Annotated in this window: 17 protein-coding genes; 12 read left to right on the top strand and 5 right to left on the bottom strand. The window is 54.7% G+C overall.

Features of this window, described 5'->3' with window-relative positions:
• Window positions 1-4: 4 nt before the first annotated feature.
• Window positions 5-955, bottom strand: a complete 951-nt coding sequence (tal, locus tag ACPUC8_RS03200; protein ID WP_039329710.1) for a transaldolase — start codon at window positions 953-955, stop codon at window positions 5-7.
• 329 nt (window positions 956-1,284) lie between these two features.
• On the opposite strand from tal, the gene maeB reads away from it, so the two are divergent.
• On the top strand, window positions 1,285-3,564 hold the full coding sequence (gene maeB, locus ACPUC8_RS03195) for an NADP-dependent oxaloacetate-decarboxylating malate dehydrogenase (RefSeq protein WP_058973002.1): 2,280 nt from the start codon (window positions 1,285-1,287) through the stop codon (window positions 3,562-3,564).
• 147 nt (window positions 3,565-3,711) lie between these two features.
• Here the strand turns inward: maeB and hemF are convergent, their stop codons facing one another.
• Both hemF and amiA read right to left on the bottom strand, forming a co-directional pair.
• Window positions 3,712-4,632: an oxygen-dependent coproporphyrinogen oxidase gene (hemF, locus tag ACPUC8_RS03190; RefSeq protein ID WP_494925566.1), complete on the bottom strand. Its 921-nt coding sequence runs from the start codon at window positions 4,630-4,632 to the stop codon at window positions 3,712-3,714.
• A 47-nt stretch (window positions 4,633-4,679) separates the two neighbouring features.
• Window positions 4,680-5,537, bottom strand: coding sequence for an N-acetylmuramoyl-L-alanine amidase AmiA (amiA, locus tag ACPUC8_RS03185; RefSeq protein WP_039329704.1), 858 nt, complete (start codon window positions 5,535-5,537; stop codon window positions 4,680-4,682).
• A 210-nt stretch (window positions 5,538-5,747) separates the two neighbouring features.
• Between amiA and ACPUC8_RS03180 the strand changes: the two genes are divergently transcribed.
• The 11 genes from ACPUC8_RS03180 (at window position 5,748) to ACPUC8_RS03130 (ending at window position 15,606) form a co-directional block, all read left to right on the top strand.
• Window positions 5,748-6,173 (top strand): GNAT family acetyltransferase, encoded by a 426-nt coding sequence (locus ACPUC8_RS03180; RefSeq protein ID WP_034825851.1) that lies wholly within the window; start codon window positions 5,748-5,750, stop codon window positions 6,171-6,173.
• Between the two features lie 7 nt (window positions 6,174-6,180).
• Window positions 6,181-6,642, top strand: coding sequence for a DUF2919 domain-containing protein (locus ACPUC8_RS03175; RefSeq protein ID WP_153011454.1), 462 nt, complete (start codon window positions 6,181-6,183; stop codon window positions 6,640-6,642).
• A gap of 63 nt (window positions 6,643-6,705) precedes the next feature.
• Window positions 6,706-7,326 (top strand): RpoE-regulated lipoprotein, encoded by a 621-nt coding sequence (locus tag ACPUC8_RS03170; protein WP_039329701.1) that lies wholly within the window; start codon window positions 6,706-6,708, stop codon window positions 7,324-7,326.
• 97 nt (window positions 7,327-7,423) lie between these two features.
• Window positions 7,424-8,320, top strand: coding sequence for a Dyp-type peroxidase (locus ACPUC8_RS03165; RefSeq protein ID WP_494925565.1), 897 nt, complete (start codon window positions 7,424-7,426; stop codon window positions 8,318-8,320).
• A gap of 315 nt (window positions 8,321-8,635) precedes the next feature.
• The gene (locus ACPUC8_RS03160) at window positions 8,636-9,652 is read left to right on the top strand and encodes a sulfate ABC transporter substrate-binding protein (protein WP_039329697.1); all 1,017 of its coding nucleotides are present in this window, start codon (window positions 8,636-8,638) and stop codon (window positions 9,650-9,652) included.
• Window positions 9,652-10,485 (top strand): sulfate/thiosulfate ABC transporter permease CysT, encoded by an 834-nt coding sequence (cysT, locus tag ACPUC8_RS03155; RefSeq protein ID WP_283226521.1) that lies wholly within the window; start codon window positions 9,652-9,654, stop codon window positions 10,483-10,485. The genes ACPUC8_RS03160 and cysT overlap by 1 nt, the downstream gene beginning before the upstream one ends.
• Complete coding sequence (gene cysW, locus ACPUC8_RS03150; protein WP_039329693.1) at window positions 10,485-11,357, top strand: sulfate/thiosulfate ABC transporter permease CysW; 873 nt, start codon at window positions 10,485-10,487, stop codon at window positions 11,355-11,357. The genes cysT and cysW overlap by 1 nt, the downstream gene beginning before the upstream one ends.
• On the top strand, window positions 11,347-12,435 hold the full coding sequence (cysA, locus tag ACPUC8_RS03145; protein ID WP_039329691.1) for a sulfate/thiosulfate ABC transporter ATP-binding protein CysA: 1,089 nt from the start codon (window positions 11,347-11,349) through the stop codon (window positions 12,433-12,435). The genes cysW and cysA overlap by 11 nt, the downstream gene beginning before the upstream one ends.
• Window positions 12,436-12,507: 72 nt before the next feature.
• Window positions 12,508-13,389, top strand: coding sequence for a cysteine synthase CysM (gene cysM, locus ACPUC8_RS03140; protein ID WP_039329689.1), 882 nt, complete (start codon window positions 12,508-12,510; stop codon window positions 13,387-13,389).
• A 178-nt stretch (window positions 13,390-13,567) separates the two neighbouring features.
• Window positions 13,568-14,248 carry a response regulator transcription factor gene (locus tag ACPUC8_RS03135; RefSeq protein WP_039329688.1) on the top strand — a complete coding sequence of 227 codons (681 nt, stop codon included), beginning with the start codon at window positions 13,568-13,570 and terminating at the stop codon, window positions 14,246-14,248.
• Window positions 14,245-15,606, top strand: coding sequence for an ATP-binding protein (locus tag ACPUC8_RS03130; protein WP_058972996.1), 1,362 nt, complete (start codon window positions 14,245-14,247; stop codon window positions 15,604-15,606). The genes ACPUC8_RS03135 and ACPUC8_RS03130 overlap by 4 nt, the downstream gene beginning before the upstream one ends.
• Window positions 15,607-15,912: 306 nt before the next feature.
• Here ACPUC8_RS03130 and crr read toward each other — a convergent pair whose 3' ends face one another.
• Both crr and ptsI read right to left on the bottom strand, forming a co-directional pair.
• On the bottom strand, window positions 15,913-16,416 hold the full coding sequence (gene crr / locus ACPUC8_RS03125) for a PTS glucose transporter subunit IIA (RefSeq protein WP_034825872.1): 504 nt from the start codon (window positions 16,414-16,416) through the stop codon (window positions 15,913-15,915).
• Window positions 16,417-16,458: 42 nt separating this feature from the next.
• Window positions 16,459-18,186 carry a phosphoenolpyruvate-protein phosphotransferase PtsI gene (ptsI, locus tag ACPUC8_RS03120; protein WP_494925564.1) on the bottom strand — a complete coding sequence of 576 codons (1,728 nt, stop codon included), beginning with the start codon at window positions 18,184-18,186 and terminating at the stop codon, window positions 16,459-16,461.
• Window positions 18,187-18,340 lie beyond the last annotated feature (154 nt).

Below are 18,340 nucleotides of genomic sequence, written 5' to 3'. Positions count from 1 at the left end.
TTGCTTACAGACGTGAAGCCAGCACATCCTCCAGCTTCTGCTGGTCAATGGCGAACTGGCGGATACCGTCAGACAGTTTTTCTACCGCCATCGGATCCTGATTATGCTCCCAGCGGAACTCTGCTTCGGAGAGCGGTGCCGGTTGGTGGAAGCCTTCGGTTGAGGGTTCCAGCTTGCGCTCCAGCGGGGCATCGCTGTTCGCCAGCTCTTCTAAAAGATTCGGCGAGATAGTCAGGCGGTCACAGCCAGCCAGTGCCTGGATCTGTTCGACTTTACGGAAGCTGGCGCCCATGATCACCGTGCTGTAACGGTGCTTTTTGTAGTAATCGTAGATACGGCGTACCGATTTCACGCCGGGATCTTCATCCACCACATAAGGGTCGAGAGGTTTACGGCTGTTGTACCAGTCGTAGATACGGCCAACGAACGGAGAAATCAGGAACACGCCTGCTTCGGCACAGGCCCGCGCCTGAGCGAAAGAGAACAGCAGCGTCAGGTTGCACTGAATGCCATTTTTCTCCAGCTCTTCAGCGGCTTTGATCCCTTCCCAGGTGGATGCCAGTTTAATCAGGATGCGAGAGCGGTCGATGCCATTCTCTTCATACATCCGTACCAGTTTTTCAGCTTTGGTGACACACATGCCACGATCGAAGGAGAGGCGCGCATCCACTTCGGTCGAGACACGGCCCGGTACGCTTTTCAGAATTTCCATACCGAGGTTAATCGCCACTTTGTCGCTGGCGTTGATGATTTGTGTCTCTTTGCTGCCACCCTGTTTTTTTGCATAGTCGATGGCGTCATCAATCAGATGTTTATAAGCGTCGAGGCCGGCAGCTTTCAGAATCAATGAAGGGTTGGTGGTGGCGTCTTCCGGATGGTATTGGCGAATGGATTCGATATCGCCACTGTCTGCCACCACGGTGGTGAACTGTTTCAATGCATCTAGCTGGTTCATTGCTTAACTCCTTGATTAGCAAATGTATGGGCAAAAGAGCCGTGCCCTTTCCTGTTGAGTCGTGGCCCAACACAGTGCTACAGACGTTGCACGAAGAAAATGCGTTTTCTCTGATTGTGGCGACGAAGTGCATCTGTGACAGATGGGGTGGCCTGATCGGTTCAGCAACGCGTTTTGCCATCCTTAAGGATAGCAGGCTGAGCCAAACCCGCAGGCGAAGCCGTAGCAATCTGTGCCCTTGAGACTGTGCGTTCTTTGAGCGCCTTCACCCTCTTTTGTGCCGTTGATTCCTATACTGGTGGCTTCTCAGCTGCGCAAAAGGATGCCTAATGGACGATCAACTCAAGCAAAGCGCTCTCGATTTTCATCAATTCCCCACGCCCGGAAAAATTCAGGTTTCCCCGACTAAACCCCTCGCGACACAACGTGATCTGGCGTTGGCCTACTCGCCCGGCGTGGCAGCACCGTGCCTGGAAATTGCCGCCGATCCGCTGGCGGCACATAAATACACCGCACGCGGCAACCTGGTGGCGGTGATCTCCAACGGTACGGCGGTGTTGGGCCTCGGTAATATCGGCGCGCTGGCGGGCAAGCCGGTGATGGAAGGCAAGGGGGTGCTGTTTAAGAAGTTTGCCGGCATTGATGTGTTCGATATCGAAATCGATGAGCTGGACCCGGATAAGCTGATTGAGGTGGTCGCCGCACTTGAGCCGACGTTTGGCGGGATCAATCTGGAGGATATCAAAGCGCCTGAGTGCTTTTACATTGAGCAGAAGCTGCGTGAGCGCATGAAGATCCCGGTGTTTCACGACGATCAACACGGTACAGCGATCATCTGTACTGCGGCGGTGCTCAACGGACTGACTATCGTGAAAAAGGCCATCTCGGATGTGCGGCTGGTGGTGTCCGGCGCGGGTGCTTCGGCGATTGCCTGCCTGAACTTGCTGGTGGCGTTGGGCATGCAGAAACACAACATTGTGGTCTGCGATTCCAAAGGGGTGATTTACCGCGAGCGTGAACCGAATATGACGCCCACCAAAGCCGAGTATGCCATAGCGGATAATGGGGCGCGCACGCTGGATGAGGTGATTGGCGGCGCGGATATTTTCCTCGGCTGTTCAGGCCCTAAAGCGCTGACGCCAGAAATGGTGCAAAAAATGGCGCAAGATCCGCTGATTCTGGCTCTTGCTAATCCTGAACCGGAGATCATGCCGCCGTTAGCGAAACAGGTGCGACCGGATGCGATTATCTGCACCGGACGTTCCGATTTCCCTAATCAGGTCAACAATGTGCTCTGTTTTCCGTTTATCTTCCGTGGCGCACTGGATGTCGGTGCTACTGCGATCAATGAAGAGATGAAACTGGCGGCGGTGCACGCGATTGCCGCGCTGGCGCAGGCAGAACAGAGCGATGTGGTGGCATCGGCTTACGACGATCAGGACCTGAGTTTCGGCGCGGAATACCTCATTCCCAAGCCTTTCGATCCGCGCTTAATTGTGCAAATCGCGCCCGCTGTGGCCAAAGCAGCGATGGAATCGGGCGTGGCGACCCGGCCGATTACTGACTTTGATGCCTATCGTGAGCAGCTCACCGAGTTCGTCTACAAAACCAACCTGTTTATGAAGCCGATCTTCTCGCAGGCACGAAAAGATCCGAAACGGGTGGTGATGGCGGAAGGGGAGGAGGTGCGTGTGCTGCACGCCACGCAGGAGCTGGTGTCGTTAGGGCTGGCAAAACCGATTTTGATTGGCCGCCCGAATGTGATTGCCATGCGTATTCAGAAACAAGGGTTAAAAATCGAGGCAGGTAAAGATTTCGAGATCGTGAATAACGAGTCGGACCCACGGTTTAAGGAGTACTGGAACGAGTATTACCAGATCATGAAACGGCGTGGTGTGACACCGGAAACCGCGCAGCGTGCGGTGATCGGCAATCCGACGTTGATCGGTGCCATCATGGTGCATCGGGGAGAAGCCGACGCGATGATTTGCGGCACTATTGGCGATTATCGTGAGCATTATGATGTGGTGGAGAAAGTGTTTGGCTTCCGCGACGACGTGAAAGTGGCGGGGGCGATGAACGCACTGCTGCTGCCAAGCGGCAACACTTTCCTGGCGGATACCTATGTGAATGAGGACCCCAGCGCGGAGCAACTGGCGGATATCACCTTGCTGGCGGCTGAAACCGTGCGCCGCTTTGGTATTGAGCCGCGAGTGGCGCTGCTGTCGCACTCCAGCTTCGGTACGTCGAATGCACCGGGCGCGCGTAAGATGCGTGAAGCGCTGGCGCTGATTCAAAGCCGGGCACCGGAGTTAGAGATCGATGGTGAGATGCACGGTGATGCTGCGTTGGTGGAGAGTATTCGGCGAGAGTTGATGCCCGATAGCCCGCTCAAAGGTACCGCCAATCTGTTGATCATGCCAAACGTTGAAGCGGCGCGAATCAGCTACAACCTGCTGCGCGTGTCGTGCTCGGAAGGGGTGACCGTTGGGCCGGTATTAATGGGCATCAGTAAGCCGGTGCATGTGCTGACGCGTATCGCCTCGGTGCGGCGCATCGTGAATATGGTGGCGTTAGCGGTGGTGGAGGCGCAGACCGAGCCGTTGTGATGAACCGGTCGTCATAAATGGCGACCCTACGGGCTTGTAGGGTGCGCATTTATGCGCACCAGGCCGCAGCGCACACGAAATTCAATGACGCATTTATGCGCTCAAGGCCAAGGCCGCGGTGTGTTCAACCCCGATGACGACGCGATGTTATTTTTCTAATCCCAGCCAATTCTTCACCGGCAGGAAATCGCTGTACAGCGCGGCTTCCGGCGTCCCCACTTCTGGCTGGTAATCATACTCCCAGCGCACCAGCGGCGGCATCGACATCAAAATGGATTCTGTGCGCCCGCCGGTTTGCAGGCCAAACAGCGTGCCGCGATCCCACACCAGATTGAATTCAACATAGCGCCCGCGACGATAAAGCTGGAACTGGCGCTCGCGTTCGCCCCACGGCAGGGTCTTGCGCTTAGCAACAATCGGCAGGTAAGCGTTCAGATAACCTTCGCCGACCGCCTGCATAAAATCGAAGCAGTGATCGAAATCTGGCGTATTGAGATCGTCGTAAAACAGCCCGCCGATGCCGCGCTGCTCATTACGATGCTTTAGATGGAAATAGTCATCACACCACTTTTTGTAGCGAGCGTAGACGTCTTCGCCAAACGGCTGGCACAGATCAAACGCTGTTTGATGCCAGTGCAGCGCATCTTCCTCGAAACCGTAATAGGGCGTGAGATCGAAACCACCGCCGAACCACCATACAGGGTCGGCACCGGGTTTCTCGGCAATAAAGAAGCGCACGTTGGCGTGGCTGGTGGGGATGTACGGATTTTCCGGGTGGACAACGAGGGACACGCCCATGGCTTCAAAACTGCGGCCTGCCAGCTCGGGGCGATGTGCCGTTGCAGAGGCGGGCATCTGATCGCCATGCACGTGCGAGAAGTTGACGCCCGCCTGCTCAAATACCGCGCCGTTGCGCAGCACGCGGCTGCGTCCGCCGCCACCACCGGGTCGCTGCCAGTCATCTTCGGCGAAGGTCGCCTGGCCATCGGCTGCCGCCAACTGGGCGCAAATTTCATCCTGAAGCGTCAATAAGAACGCTTTGACGCGGGAAATATCGGGATTGCTCATGGGTCACTCGTTCCGGAAATTTGCCGCGATTCTATCACAGGAAAAAGCTACGCCTGGCGACGATCGTACTCGTTGAAGTAATTGACGATACCATCGGCAATCGCGCTGGCAATTTTCTGACGGAATGCAGTGGTACCCAGCAATTGCTCTTCACGCGGATTAGTAATGAACGACGTTTCCACCAGCACCGAGGGGATGGATGGCGACTTTAACACCGCAAATGCCGCCTGTTCGGTGTGCTGGCTGTGCAGATGGTGTACCGGGCGAATCTGATCCAGCACGTGTTTACCCAGCGTCAGGCTGTTACGGATGGTGTCGGTCTGCACCAGATCAAACAAAATCTGGTTCAGATAATTATCCTTTTCCTGTACTTCCGCGCCGCCGACTTTATCGGCATCGTTTTCACGCTGCGACATATAGCGCGCCATGGCGCTGCTGGCACCACGGTTAGAGAGCGCAAACACCGAAGCGCCATTGGCTTCCGGGCTGGTGTAGCCGTCCGCATGGATTGACATAAACATGCTCGCACCGTGTTGATGAGCGATCTCTACACGCTGATACAGCGGGATAAAGTGATCGCTTTCGCGCGTCAACCGCACCTCAACTTTTGGGTGGTTTTGCAGTAGCGTGCGTACCGTGTTGGCAATCGCCAGCACTACGTGTTTCTCTTCAGAGCCTTCCTCACCCACTGCGCCGGAATCGATGCCGCCATGGCCGGGGTCGATCATCACGATGCGTTTACCGCTGGTCGCCGGTTTCGGGGGCGTGTGACTTTTACTGATGCGTAAATCGGCGCTCTCTTCTTTCGCCATCACGGCGCGCGGCGACAGCACCGCCAATGCTAAACCAGACAGAATCAACTGACGGCGATTGGTCAGGCGCTTCAACAGTGAAATCTTACTCATTATGGTGTCCCTGACAGAAAATCCTGCCCAGTGTTATATCGTAACAATTGCCTCGCGGCGACCTCACAACCATTTCAGCGCATTACTTTGTATTACACCGTACTAACAGCAATTTAGCCGTTTTTTTCCCCCGTTGCGCGGTGTGAGGGTTGCGCCAGGCAAATAATGCGTGATAATCAGCGAATTGTGCCTAACCGCAGGGTAACGTCGATGGAAATCCGCTCTTTCCGCCAGGAAGATTTTGAAGAAGTAATCACGCTCTGGGAGCGTTGCGATCTGTTACGTCCGTGGAACGATCCGGAACTGGATATCGAACGTAAAATGAACCACGATCCGGAACTGTTTCTGGTGGCGGAAGTCGGTGGTGAAGTGGTCGGCACGGTAATGGGCGGGTACGACGGCCACCGGGGTTCGGTCTACTATCTGGCGGTGCATCCCGATTATCAAGGACGGGGTTTTGCCAACGCGTTGATGAATCGGTTGGAGAAAAAACTGATTGCGCGCGGTTGCCCGAAAATCAATCTGATGGTGCGTGAAGAGAACGATCAGGTGCTCGCCTTCTATGAAAAACTCGATTATGAGCCAGTTGATTCGGTGCTGTTGGGTAAACGCCTGATTGAAGATCGCGAGTACTGAGCCACCGATGATGGGGCTGAAATATTTACCCGAAGAGTACGATGCAAAAGGGCAGCTGCGGCTGCCGTTTCTTTTCTGGTTAATTCTCTTATTACAGGCGCGTACCTGGCTGTTACTGGTGATGGCCGGTGCGTCACGTCAACAAGGCAACGATTTACTGGCGCTGTTTTATCCCGACCGCCAGAGCTTCTGGCTCGGCTTAGCGTTGGGCATTCCCGCCGCGCTGGGTTTACTGCTGACCGGTTATCGTCAACGCTGGCCTCGCCTGTGGCAGAGCTGGCGGCAGGTGTTAAGCGCTTCGCTGCTCATTAACCTGCTGTGGCAAGGCTATGGGCTGTTGCAAGGCGCGTTTCCTGATTCGCCACTGCCGCTGCTGTTAACGCTTTTTGACCTGCTGGCATTGGTTTGGCTACAAGCCCATCGACGTTTACGTGACTGTTTTCTGCCGGAACATCAACATCTCGAATAAACTTTTTGCCGCTTTGCGACTCCAACAGGCACGCCAGTCGGCACAGAAGATCAAGGAGTATTCATGAAAGTTGTTCGTCCCGCACTGCTGGTCAGCGCGCTGATACTGGCGGGTTGCGCCAGTTCGGGTTCCTCTTCACCTTCCAGCGCCAGCGAAAGCCATTGGTACAATCCGCTGAGCTATCACTGGTCGGCACTGAATCCGATGAACTGGTTTGGCGGCTCATTAACCGTGACAGAGCAGGGTGTGGCAGGGTTGAGCAGCACCACGCCGATGACGGAAGCAGCGATCGGTAAAGCGCTGAACAATGATTTCCAACTGCGTCAGGGCATGCGTACGCAGAATGGCCAGGTTGTCGATTTCTGGCAGGCGCTGGATGACGGCAAAGTGAAGCTGGTGATTAACGGGCAGAGCAGCGTTGAGCGCATCGAAGTAATGGATGCCGATGCGAAAAGCGCCGATGGCAGCAAAATCGGCGATCTGTTTAGCGCCAAATTCAGCAAGGCGTTCGATAACTGCAAACTGGCCGCAGGGCTGGATGCGCGTGACGTTGAGTGCCGTGCACCTGGCAGTCAGCACATCGCTTATGTTTACAGCGGTGAATGGCACGGACCGGAAGGCCTGATGCCCTCAGACGACACCTTAAAAAGCTGGAAGATCAGCAAAATGGTCTGGCAGCGTTAAGCGAAAAAAAGTTGCGTTAACGCACAATCACTGTGTGGCTTTCCGGTATGATACAGGCGAAAAAAACGTCCTAACTTTCATGCCGGAGAGCAGTGCAATGTCTCAATGTCAGAGCGGGATCCTACTGGAGCACCGCCGTTTCGCCATTTGGCTTGAAGCCCGTGTCACGGGCGACCTCGATGCGCTGCGTCAGGGCAGCCATTCCTTCTTGCAGCGGTTGGCTGCACTGCAACAGACCTTTACTGATGCGGGATTAGGCGCGGTGATCGCTTTTGGTGATGCGCTGTGGCGCGACCTGCAAGGCCAGACTTCTGCTCCTGAGTTAAAAGCCTTTGCGCCATTGGGTAAAGGCATTGCGCCTGCGACGCAACGCGATCTGTTAATCCACATTCAGTCGTTGCGTCATGACGTGAACTTCTCGCTGGCGCAGGCCGCGCTGGAGGCTTTTGCCGGTGCGGTGGCATTTGAAGAAGAGACGCACGGGTTCCGTTGGGTTGAAGAGCGCGATCTTTCCGGCTTTGTGGATGGCACCGAGAACCCGCAGGGTGAGGCGCGCCAGCAAGTGGCGATTATCGCGGAAGGTCCAGACGCGGGCGGCAGCTATGTGTTCACCCAGCGCTGGGAGCACAACCTCAAGCTGTGGAATCGCATGGCCGTTGAGAAGCAGGAAGCGATTATTGGCCGCACCAAGGTGGATAACCAAGAGTTGCCCGGCGACCAGCGCCCCGCGACATCGCATCTCAGCCGCGTTGATCTTAAAGAAGAGGGCAAAGGGTTGAAGATCCTGCGCCAAAGCCTGCCTTATGGCACCGCCAGCGGCACGCACGGTTTGTACTTCATCTCTTACTGCAATCGTCTCCATAACATTGAACAGCAGTTGCTGAGCATGTTCGGTGAGCGCGATGGCAAGATGGATGCGATGCTGCGCTTTACAAAACCGGTGACCGGTAGCTACTTCTTTGCGCCATCGATTGAAGCGCTGCAGGCGTTATAACCTCACTAAACAAAACGTAACGGCGCGATTCATCCGTCAATAAGTCGTAGCGGCGCGATTTATCGCGCTTAACGAGGGCTGGAAGGCGCGCAATGAATTGCGCCGCTACGGTTCGTGCTTTAATGGAACCAGATACATGCCTACGCCAAATCTCTTCATTGCTGTTTGATGCATAAACTCTCCCGCCGTCTTATGCCTTTTTAGACTTTGAAATCCCCAAACGATATATAAAACCGTTACAGCTTTGCCCTGAGTTATAAATACACTGACAGCATCTAATGGCATTGGCGCTATCGCCGAATTTCAGGGTGCAGCATGACACTTCCGATTGCGAAAAAATGGATGAGCGGAATCGCCTTGTCACTGGCGTTAGCCGGTGCAGCGCAGGCAACAGAGCTGCTGAACAGCTCTTACGACGTCTCGCGCGAGCTGTTTGTTGCCCTGAATGCCCCGTTTGAACAGCAGTGGGATGCCGCGCACCCTAATGACAAGCTGACGATTAAACAATCGCATGCCGGGTCATCAAAACAGGCGCTGGCGATTTTGCAGGGCTTGCGTGCGGATGTGGTCACCTACAACCAGGTGACCGATGTGCAGGTGCTGCACGACAAAGGCAACCTGATCCCCGCTGACTGGCAAACGCGTCTGCCTAACAACAGTTCACCGTTTTACTCCACCATGGCGTTTTTGGTGCGCAAAGGGAATCCCAAGCAGATCCATGACTGGGCCGACCTGGCACGCGATAACGTCAAGCTGGTATTCCCGAATCCGAAAACCTCAGGCAACGGTCGCTATACCTACCTCGCAGCGTGGGGCGCAGCCGATCAGGCCGATGGCAAAGATAAAGCCAAAACCGAAGCTTACATGACGAAGTTCCTGAAGAACGTCGAAGTGTTTGATACCGGCGGGCGCGGCGCAACCACCACCTTTGCCGAGCGTGGATTGGGCGATGTGTTGATCAGCTTTGAGTCAGAAGTGAACAACATCCGCAATCAATACAGCAAAGATGAATACGAAGTGATTGTGCCAAAAACCAATATTCTGGCGGAATTCCCGGTGGCGTGGGTCGATAAAAACGTCGAGCACAATGGCACGGCCGAAGCGGCTAAAGCCTACCTGAATTTCCTCTACTCCCCAGAGGCGCAGAAAATCATTACCGGTTACTACTATCGTGTGAACAACCCACAGCTGATGGCGGAGCAGAAAGATCGCTTCCCGCAGACCGCGCTGTTTAACGTGCAGGATGCGTTTGGCGGCTGGGAAAACGTCATGCAAACGCATTTCTCCAGCGGTGGTGAGTTGGATAAATTATTGGCAGCGGGGCGCGGTTGATGTTCGCCTTATCGCAAAAACGCGTGTTACCTGGCTTTGGTTTGAGCCTGGGCACCAGCCTGCTGTTTACCTGCTTGATCTTGTTGCTGCCGATCAGCGCCCTGTTGATGCAACTCTCCAACATGACGCTGGCGCAGTATTGGGACGTGGTGACCAATCCACAGTTGATTGCAGCTTATAAAGTCACGCTGATTTCAGCCGGTGTGGCCTCCATCTTCAATGCATTCTTTGGCATGTTGATGGCCTGGATTCTGACTCGCTACCGCTTCCCTGGCCGTGCGCTGCTGGATGGCTTAATGGATTTGCCGTTTGCCTTACCGACCGCAGTAGCCGGTTTAACGCTGGCAGGCTTGTTCTCCGTGAACGGCTGGTATGGTCAATGGCTGGCGCACTTTGACATCAAAGTCTCTTACACCTGGCTTGGCATTGCCGTGGCGATGGCGTTTACCAGCATCCCGTTTGTGGTGCGTACTGTACAGCCGGTGCTGGAAGAGTTGGGACCGGAATATGAAGAAGCCGCGGAAACCCTCGGTGCTTCACCGTGGCAGAGTTTCCGCCGCGTGGTGCTGCCTGAAGTGGCTCCGGCGCTGTTAGCGGGTACGGCATTATCCTTTACCCGCAGCCTCGGCGAGTTTGGTGCGGTTATCTTCATTGCGGGCAACATCGCGTGGAAAACCGAAGTCACTTCGCTGATGATTTTTGTTCGCCTGCAAGAGTTTGATTACCCAGCGGCGAGTGCCATTGCCTCGGTGATTATGGCCGCTTCGCTGCTGTTGTTGTTTGCAATTAACACCTTGCAGAGCCGCTTTGGCCGCCGCTTAGGAGGTCACTAATGGCGGAGATTTCACAGATTAATCAGGCCGACCGCCAGCCGATCAACTGGGGTAAGTGGGTCCTGATTGGCATCGGTGCGCTGGTATCGATTCTGCTGTTGGTTGTGCCGATGGTGTCGATCTTCTGGGAAGCGCTCAGCCAGGGCCTGGTCGCCTCGCTGAATAATCTCAAAGATGGCGACATGCTGCATGCCATCTGGCTGACCATTCTGGTGGCGTTAATCACCGTGCCGGTCAATCTGGTGTTTGGCACCTTGCTGGCGTGGCTGGTGACACGTTTTACCTTCCCCGGCCGCCAACTGTTGCTGACGCTGTTTGATATTCCGTTTGCCGTGTCGCCGGTGGTGGCGGGTCTGATGTATCTGCTGTTCTGGGGTATCAACGGTCCGGCGGGCGGTTGGCTGGATGCGCACAATATTCAGATTATGTTTGCCTGGCCGGGCATGGTGCTGGCCACTATCTTCGTCACCTGTCCGTTTGTGGTGCGTGAACTGGTGCCGGTGATGTTAAGCCAGGGCAGCAATGAAGATGAAGCCGCAGTGCTGTTAGGCGCATCCGGCTGGCAGATGTTCCGCCGTGTGACGCTGCCGAATATCCGTTGGGCACTGCTGTATGGCGTGGTTCTGACCAATGCCCGTGCGATTGGTGAGTTTGGTGCGGTCTCGGTGGTCTCGGGATCGATTCGCGGTGAGACCTATACCTTGCCGCTTCAGGTTGAATTACTGCATCAGGATTACAACACCGTAGGCGCGTTTACCGCCGCCGCGCTGCTGACCCTGATGGCAATTGTAACGCTGTTTCTGAAAAGCGTGGTGCAGTGGCGGTTAGAGCATCAGCAGAAGCGCCAACAGGAGGAAAATCATGAGCATTGAGATCAAACAAATTAATAAATCGTTTGGCCGTACACCGGTGTTGAACGACATCTCTCTGGATATTCCTTCCGGCAAGATGGTGGCGCTGCTGGGCCCGTCGGGTTCCGGTAAAACTACACTGCTGCGCATTATCGCTGGGCTGGAACATCAAAACAGCGGGCAGATTCATTTCCACGGTAATGATGTGAGCCGCATCCATGCGCGCGATCGTCAGGTCGGTTTTGTGTTCCAGCACTATGCGCTGTTCCGCCACATGACGGTGTTTGACAACATCGCCTTTGGCCTGACCGTGCTGCCGCGCCGTGAGCGCCCCTCAGCTGCGGAAATCAAACAACGCGTCACGCGTTTGCTGGAGATGGTGCAACTCGCCCATCTCGCTAATCGCTTCCCGGCTCAGCTATCGGGTGGGCAGAAACAGCGTGTGGCGTTGGCCCGTGCGTTGGCGGTGGAGCCGCAAATTTTGCTGCTCGATGAACCTTTTGGTGCGCTGGATGCCCAGGTTCGTAAAGAGTTGCGCCGTTGGTTGCGCCAGCTGCATGAAGAGCTGAAATTCACCAGCGTGTTCGTGACGCACGATCAGGAAGAAGCGATGGAAGTCGCGGATAGCGTGGTGGTGATGAGTCAGGGCAACATCGAGCAAGTCGGCACGCCAAATGAAGTGTGGCAAGAGCCGGCAACCCGCTTTGTGCTGGAGTTCCTTGGCGAAGTGAATCGCTTCGACGGCGAAGTGCACGGTTCACAGTTCCATGTGGCCGCACACCGCTGGCCGCTGGGTTACACGCCTGCACATCAAGGTGATGTTGAGCTGTTCCTGCGTCCATGGGAAGTGGATGTATCACGCCAGAGCAGCCTGGAAACGCCGCTGCCGGTGCAGGTATTAGAAATCAGTCCGCGCGGTCACTTCTGGCAGTTAGTGGTCCAGCCAAGCGGCTGGCAGGGCGATGCATTCTCCGTGGTGTATGACGGCGACCATACGGCCCCGATTCGTGGCGAACGCCTGTTTGTCGGCCTGCAGCAGGCTCGACTCTACCATGGCACTACGCCATTGCGTCCGGTTGCCTTTGCCGAAAGCGCCTGATATTTTTGACACTCCTTCGGGCGGGACTTTCCCGCCCGATTTCTTTGCATCTCTTCTGCCTGGAATCAAACCGTGACCACACTGGAAAATACTATCGGCAATACGCCGTTGATCAGGTTGCAGCGCCTGACGCCCGATAACGGCAGTGAGATCTGGTTAAAGCTGGAGGGGAATAATCCGGCCGGTTCGGTCAAAGATCGTGCCGCCTGGTCGATGATTCATCAGGCAGAGTTGCGCGGTGATATCACCCCCGGCGACCAGTTGATTGAAGCCACCAGCGGCAACACCGGCATCGCGCTGGCGATGATTGCGGCGATGAAAGGCTACAAGCTGCGCCTGCTAATGCCCGATAACATGAGCCAGGAGCGGCAGGATGCGATGCGTGCTTACGGTGCGGAGTTGGTGTTGGTGACGCGCGAACAGGGCATGGAAGGGGCGCGCGATTTGGCGCAAGAGATGGCCGATCGCGGTGAGGGCAGGGTGTTGGATCAGTTCAATAACCCCGATAATCCACTCGGCCACTATCTCACCACCGGCCCGGAGATATGGCAGCAGACGCAGGGTCGGATGACCCATTTTGTGTCCAGCATGGGCACAACCGGCACCATCACGGGGGTCGGGCGCTATTTGAAGGAGTTCGCGCCTGCAGTAAAAGTGATTGGCTTGCAGCCGCAGGAAGGCAGCAGTATTCCTGGCATTCGCCGCTGGCCAGAGGCGTATCTTCCCGGCATTTTCCGCCCGGAGCTGGTGGATGACGTCATTGATATGGCGCAACAGGAAGCCGAAGAGACAATGCGGGCGTTAGCCCAGCGTGAAGGTATCTTCTGCGGCGTCAGTTCCGGTGGTGCAGTGGCTGGCGCATTGCGTGTAGCGGCAGCGCATCCCGGCAGCGTGGTCGTGGCGATTGTCTGCGATCGCGGTGACCGTTATCTCTCCACCGGCGTGTTCCACTGATTTCAGCTTCTCAAAATTTTATCTGGCCTGAGCGTACTGTTGTGGTGCGACCGGGCCGTTTTTGTCTATAGTCTCCCTAATTATCGTCTGGTGTTGGCACTGTAAGGATCGAGTAAAATCGGCTGCGCTCGTTGCCAACTCAGGCCAAAATAGCGGCAATTTTGTACGAGAGATAAAGATGAAAATTCTGCTTGTTGATGACGATGTAGAACTTGGCACCATGCTGAGCCAGTACCTGATTGCGGAAGGCTTTGAAACGCAATTGGTTTTAACCGGAACCGCCGGTATTGAAGGCGCGCTGTCGGGCAATTACACCGCGATGATCCTCGATATTATGCTGCCCGATATGAGCGGTATCGATGTGCTGCGCCAGGTGCGTCAGAACAGCCGCCTACCGGTGATTATGTTGACGGCGAAAGGCGACAATATTGATCGCGTCATCGGCCTGGAAATGGGCGCGGATGACTATGTGCCTAAGCCATGCTATCCACGTGAGTTAGTGGCGCGTTTGCGTGCGGTGCTGCGTCGTTTTGAAGACCAGGCCCCAATACCGGATAAAAAAGAAGTGCTGCGCTGGGGCGAGCTGTGCCTGAATCCCGCTACGCGTATTACTGAATGGCAGGGTAAAGCGTTTGACCTCACTGCATCAGAATTCAACCTGTTAGATCTGCTGCTGCGTGCGCCAGATCGTGTGGTGTCGAAAGATGAGCTGTCTGAGAAGGGATTGGGTCGTCCGCGCGAAGCTTACGATCGTAGCGTTGATGTGCACATCAGCAACATTCGTCAGAAGCTGGCGGCGCTCACCGCTGACAGCGTCAATATTGAGACTGTACGCAGTATTGGTTATCGCATTCGATGAAACACAGCTACCGCGGCCGTATGTTCTGGAAGATCCTGCTGGGCTTCTGGATCGTGTTTGTCATTATTAGTCAGCTGTTATGGCTCGGATTTACCCTTTCCGGTAATCGCCATGAGCCGCCGGAGATCGTAGCGATTCGTCGTATCGTCAATTTGCAGATGGCGTCTGCGGTGTCGGTTTTAGAGCGCGGTGGCCCCAGCTCGCTGGATGACATGATGGCCGACTGGGAGCCGAATGACCGTCAGTTCTTTTCGGTTATTCAGCATGATAAGCCCGCGACCACGCCGGGAAATGCGCCACCTGAGACCTTCAGTGCGCCTTTCCATGGTCCTTTCCCGGATGTGATTGTGCGCTGGGTGAAGGGCCAGGACGGAAAAGAGTATGAGCTGCGTTACGATGTTAAAGGGCTGCGGGAAGACAGCACCATGGGGGGCGGTGGCCCGCGTCGTATCCTGAATATCCCCGAACCAATGTTTACCTTTGCAGGGGCTCTGGGCTTGTTATTCAGCCTGCTACTGGCCTGGAACCTGACACGTCCGATGCGTCAGCTGCGCGAAGGTTTTGCGCGTGTCTCAAGTGGCGATTTGTCTGTACGCCTCTATCCGGTGATGCGTAAGCGCCACGATGAGCTTTCCACGGTGGCACAAGAGTTCGATGCCATGGTGGAACGCCTCGACACGCTGGTCAAAGCGCGTGAAGAGCTACTGCATGATATCTCTCATGAATTACGCTCCCCGCTGGCGCGTTTGCAGCTGGCAACAGGGTTGGCACGTCAAACCCCAGAATCCGTTGAGGCATCCCTTAATCGTATCGATGAAGAGGCACGCCGCCTCGACAAGATGATTGGCGAGCTGTTGACCCTGTCACGCGCTGAACATGAAAGTATGCCTGGCGAGCAATACTTTGACCTCACCGGACTGCTGCATGCTGTGGTGACGGATGTGCGCTATGAGGCGCAGATTCCAGGCGTGAAAGTTGATTTTCAGGTGGACGAGAACGCGGACTACACCGTGCACGGCAACGCCGAGCTGATTCGTCGTGGTGTGGAAAACGTGCTGCGCAATGCGCTGCGCTTTTCACACAAAGGCCAACATATCAATGTGCGATTACAGGCGGAAAATCAGTGGCTGGCGATTCGCGTACGCGACCAAGGGCCGGGCGTGGACGACGAGAAACTCTCCAGCATCTTTGATCCCTTTGTCCGGGTGAACTCCCCGATGATGGGTAAAGGATACGGCCTGGGTCTGTCCATCGTGCGTAAGGTGATTCTGGCGCACCATGGTGAAGTGCAGGCGGTGAATCGCCCTGAAGGTGGTTTAGAGCTGACATTGCGACTTCCGCGCTGGAAGCAGGACTGAAGGTTTAAGCTCTCCATGGCTGCCACACTGGACGCAGAACTGAAGTTTTAAGCTCTAAAACAGCACGCACTATTTCGAGCAGGGCAGGACAACCGGGCAGAAGAGCAAAGCGTTCCTCGCCAGGGATGGCGAGGGTAGAGGCCCAGGGATGGTTTATGCCGTCTTTGCGATCTGCCCGGTTGTCCTGACCGACAGCACCCATCCCGCTTTTTTCACTCTGATACAGACTACAAGCCAACGTTACCCCAAACTTACCAAACAAAAACGGCACCCATTGGGTGCCGTTTTTTATGATGCAAGCGCTGCTTACTTCTTAATGCGGATAACCGGGGTTTCACCCACAGTCACCTGACCGGAGAGTTTGATCAGGTCTTTGATCTCGTCCATGTTCGAAATCACAACCGGCGTCAGCGTGGATTTTGCCTTCTCTTCCAGCAGTGGCAGATCAAACTCGATCACCACATCGCCTTTTTTCACTTTCTGGCCTTCTTCAGCGATGCGTTTGAAACCTTCACCTTTCAGTTCAACCGTATCGATACCGAAGTGGACAAACAGCTCAATGCCATTGTCAGATTCGATGGAAAAAGCGTGGTTGGTTTCGAAAATCTTACCGATGGTACCGTCAACCGGTGCAACCATTTTGTTGCCTGTCGGTTTAATGGCGATACCGTCACCCACGATTTTCTCAGCAAAAACCACATCAGGAACGTCTTCGATATTCACGATTTCGCCTGACAGAGGCGCAACGATATCAATAGTCCCTGACGCGCTCTCTGATTTTTCGCCAAAAAGTTTAGAAAACAAACCCATGATCTTCTCCTAAGCAGTAATTTGGGGCCAGCATCTCGTGGATCAGCAGAGCGTTTTTTCTTTAATGAACTTGTTCACCAGGTTCATTAAATCTTCCGCTGTGGGTTGAGCCAGAGCCTGCTCCGCCAATGCCTTCGCATCTTCGAAATTGGTATTACGAATAATCTTCTTGATGCTCGGGATTGAAATGGCACTCATGCTGAATTCGTCCAGCCCCATTCCCAGTAACAGTAGTGTAGCACGTTCATCACCCGCCAGCTCACCACACATGCCGGTCCATTTCCCTTCGGCATGTGACGCGTCGATCACTTGCTTAATGAGGCCGAGTACGGATGGCGTCATTGGGTTATAGAGGTGTGAAATCAAATCATTACCACGATCGACCGCCAGAGTATACTGCGTCAGGTCATTTGTCCCAATACTAAAGAAGTCGACTTCTTTCGCCAGATGGCGAGCAATCACCGCTGAAGCCGGTGTTTCCACCATAATGCCCACTTCAATGGACTCATCAAAGGACTTGCCTTCTTCACGCAGCTGCCCTTTCAGCATTTCCAGCTCGGCCTTCAGCGCACGCACTTCTTCCACCGAAATAATCATCGGGAACATGATGCGCAGTTTGCCGAAGGAAGAGGCACGCAGAATAGCGCGCAGCTGAGCGTGCAGGATCTCTTTACGGTCCATCGCGATACGAATCGCGCGCCAGCCAAGGAACGGGTTGTCCTCTTTTGGCAGGTTCATGTACGGCAGATCTTTATCACCGCCGATATCCATAGTACGCACGATCACGGCCTGGGAACCCATGGCTTCAGCAACGGCTTTGTAAGCCTGGAACTGCTCTTCTTCGGTTGGCAGTGAATCACGGTCCATAAACAGGAACTCGGTACGATACAGGCCCACGCCTTCCGCGCCGTTGCGCTCTGCACCGGCAACATCACGAACGGTACCGATGTTGGCGCACACTTCAACCTGATGGCCATCTAACGTGATAGCAGGCAGGTCTTTCAGCTTAGCCAGTTCATGTTTTTCTGACAGATACTGGGTTTGAATCGCTTTCAGCTCTTCTTGTTCAGCATCAGTAGGATTCACGTAAATTTTATTGTTTACGCCATCCAGAATCAGGAAATCACCGTTTTTAATTTGCGTGGTGACATTACCGGTGCCGACAATCGCTGGGATCTCCAGAGAACGCGCCATGATGGAGGTGTGAGAGGTACGTCCACCGATATCGGTAATAAAGCCCAGCACCTTCTTCAGGTTCAGCTGTGCGGTTTCTGACGGCGTTAAATCTTTCGCCACCAGAATAGATTCTTCTGCGATAGCACCCAGATCAACAATGTGCAGACCGAGGATGTTTTGCAGCAGACGCTTACCGATGTCACGTACGTCAGCCGCACGTTCCTTCAGGTATTCGTCGTCGAGTTCTTCCAGTGCTTTGGCCTGGCCATCAATGACAGAGTACGCTGCAGCGTCAGCCGTGGCGTGATCTTTCTTAATCAGGTCGATGATTTCTTGCTCAAGCTCTTCGTCTTCGAGCAGCATGATATGACCTTCAAAGATCGCCGCTTTCTCTTCGCCGAGGGTTTCACCGGCTTTGACACGGATAGCTTCAAGCTGAACTGCCGCTTTGCCGCGACCATCAAGGAAGCGTTGAACTTCTTGCTCAACCTGGTCGTCAGTAATTTTTTTACGGCTGATGACGATCTCATCTTCCTTCAGCAGAAGTGCTTTGCCGAAAGCGATACCCGGTGATGCTAAAATGCCTGAAATCATAACCCTACCTTTTAATCACGATGGCTCATTGACCCAATGCGTTGCCACTGTCACGGACCAGTACTCTAAGGAAGCAAGAACGCGGACAGGTTGTCCGCGATCAAGATTTTTGCACTCAATGGGGCAAAGGAGTCGGTTTAATTGCTTACCTGAG

The organism is Pantoea sp. CFCC18177, assembly GCF_059412425.1.
Note: the sequence above shows the minus strand (reverse complement) of the source record. Positions and strands in the feature narration are given on the sequence as shown.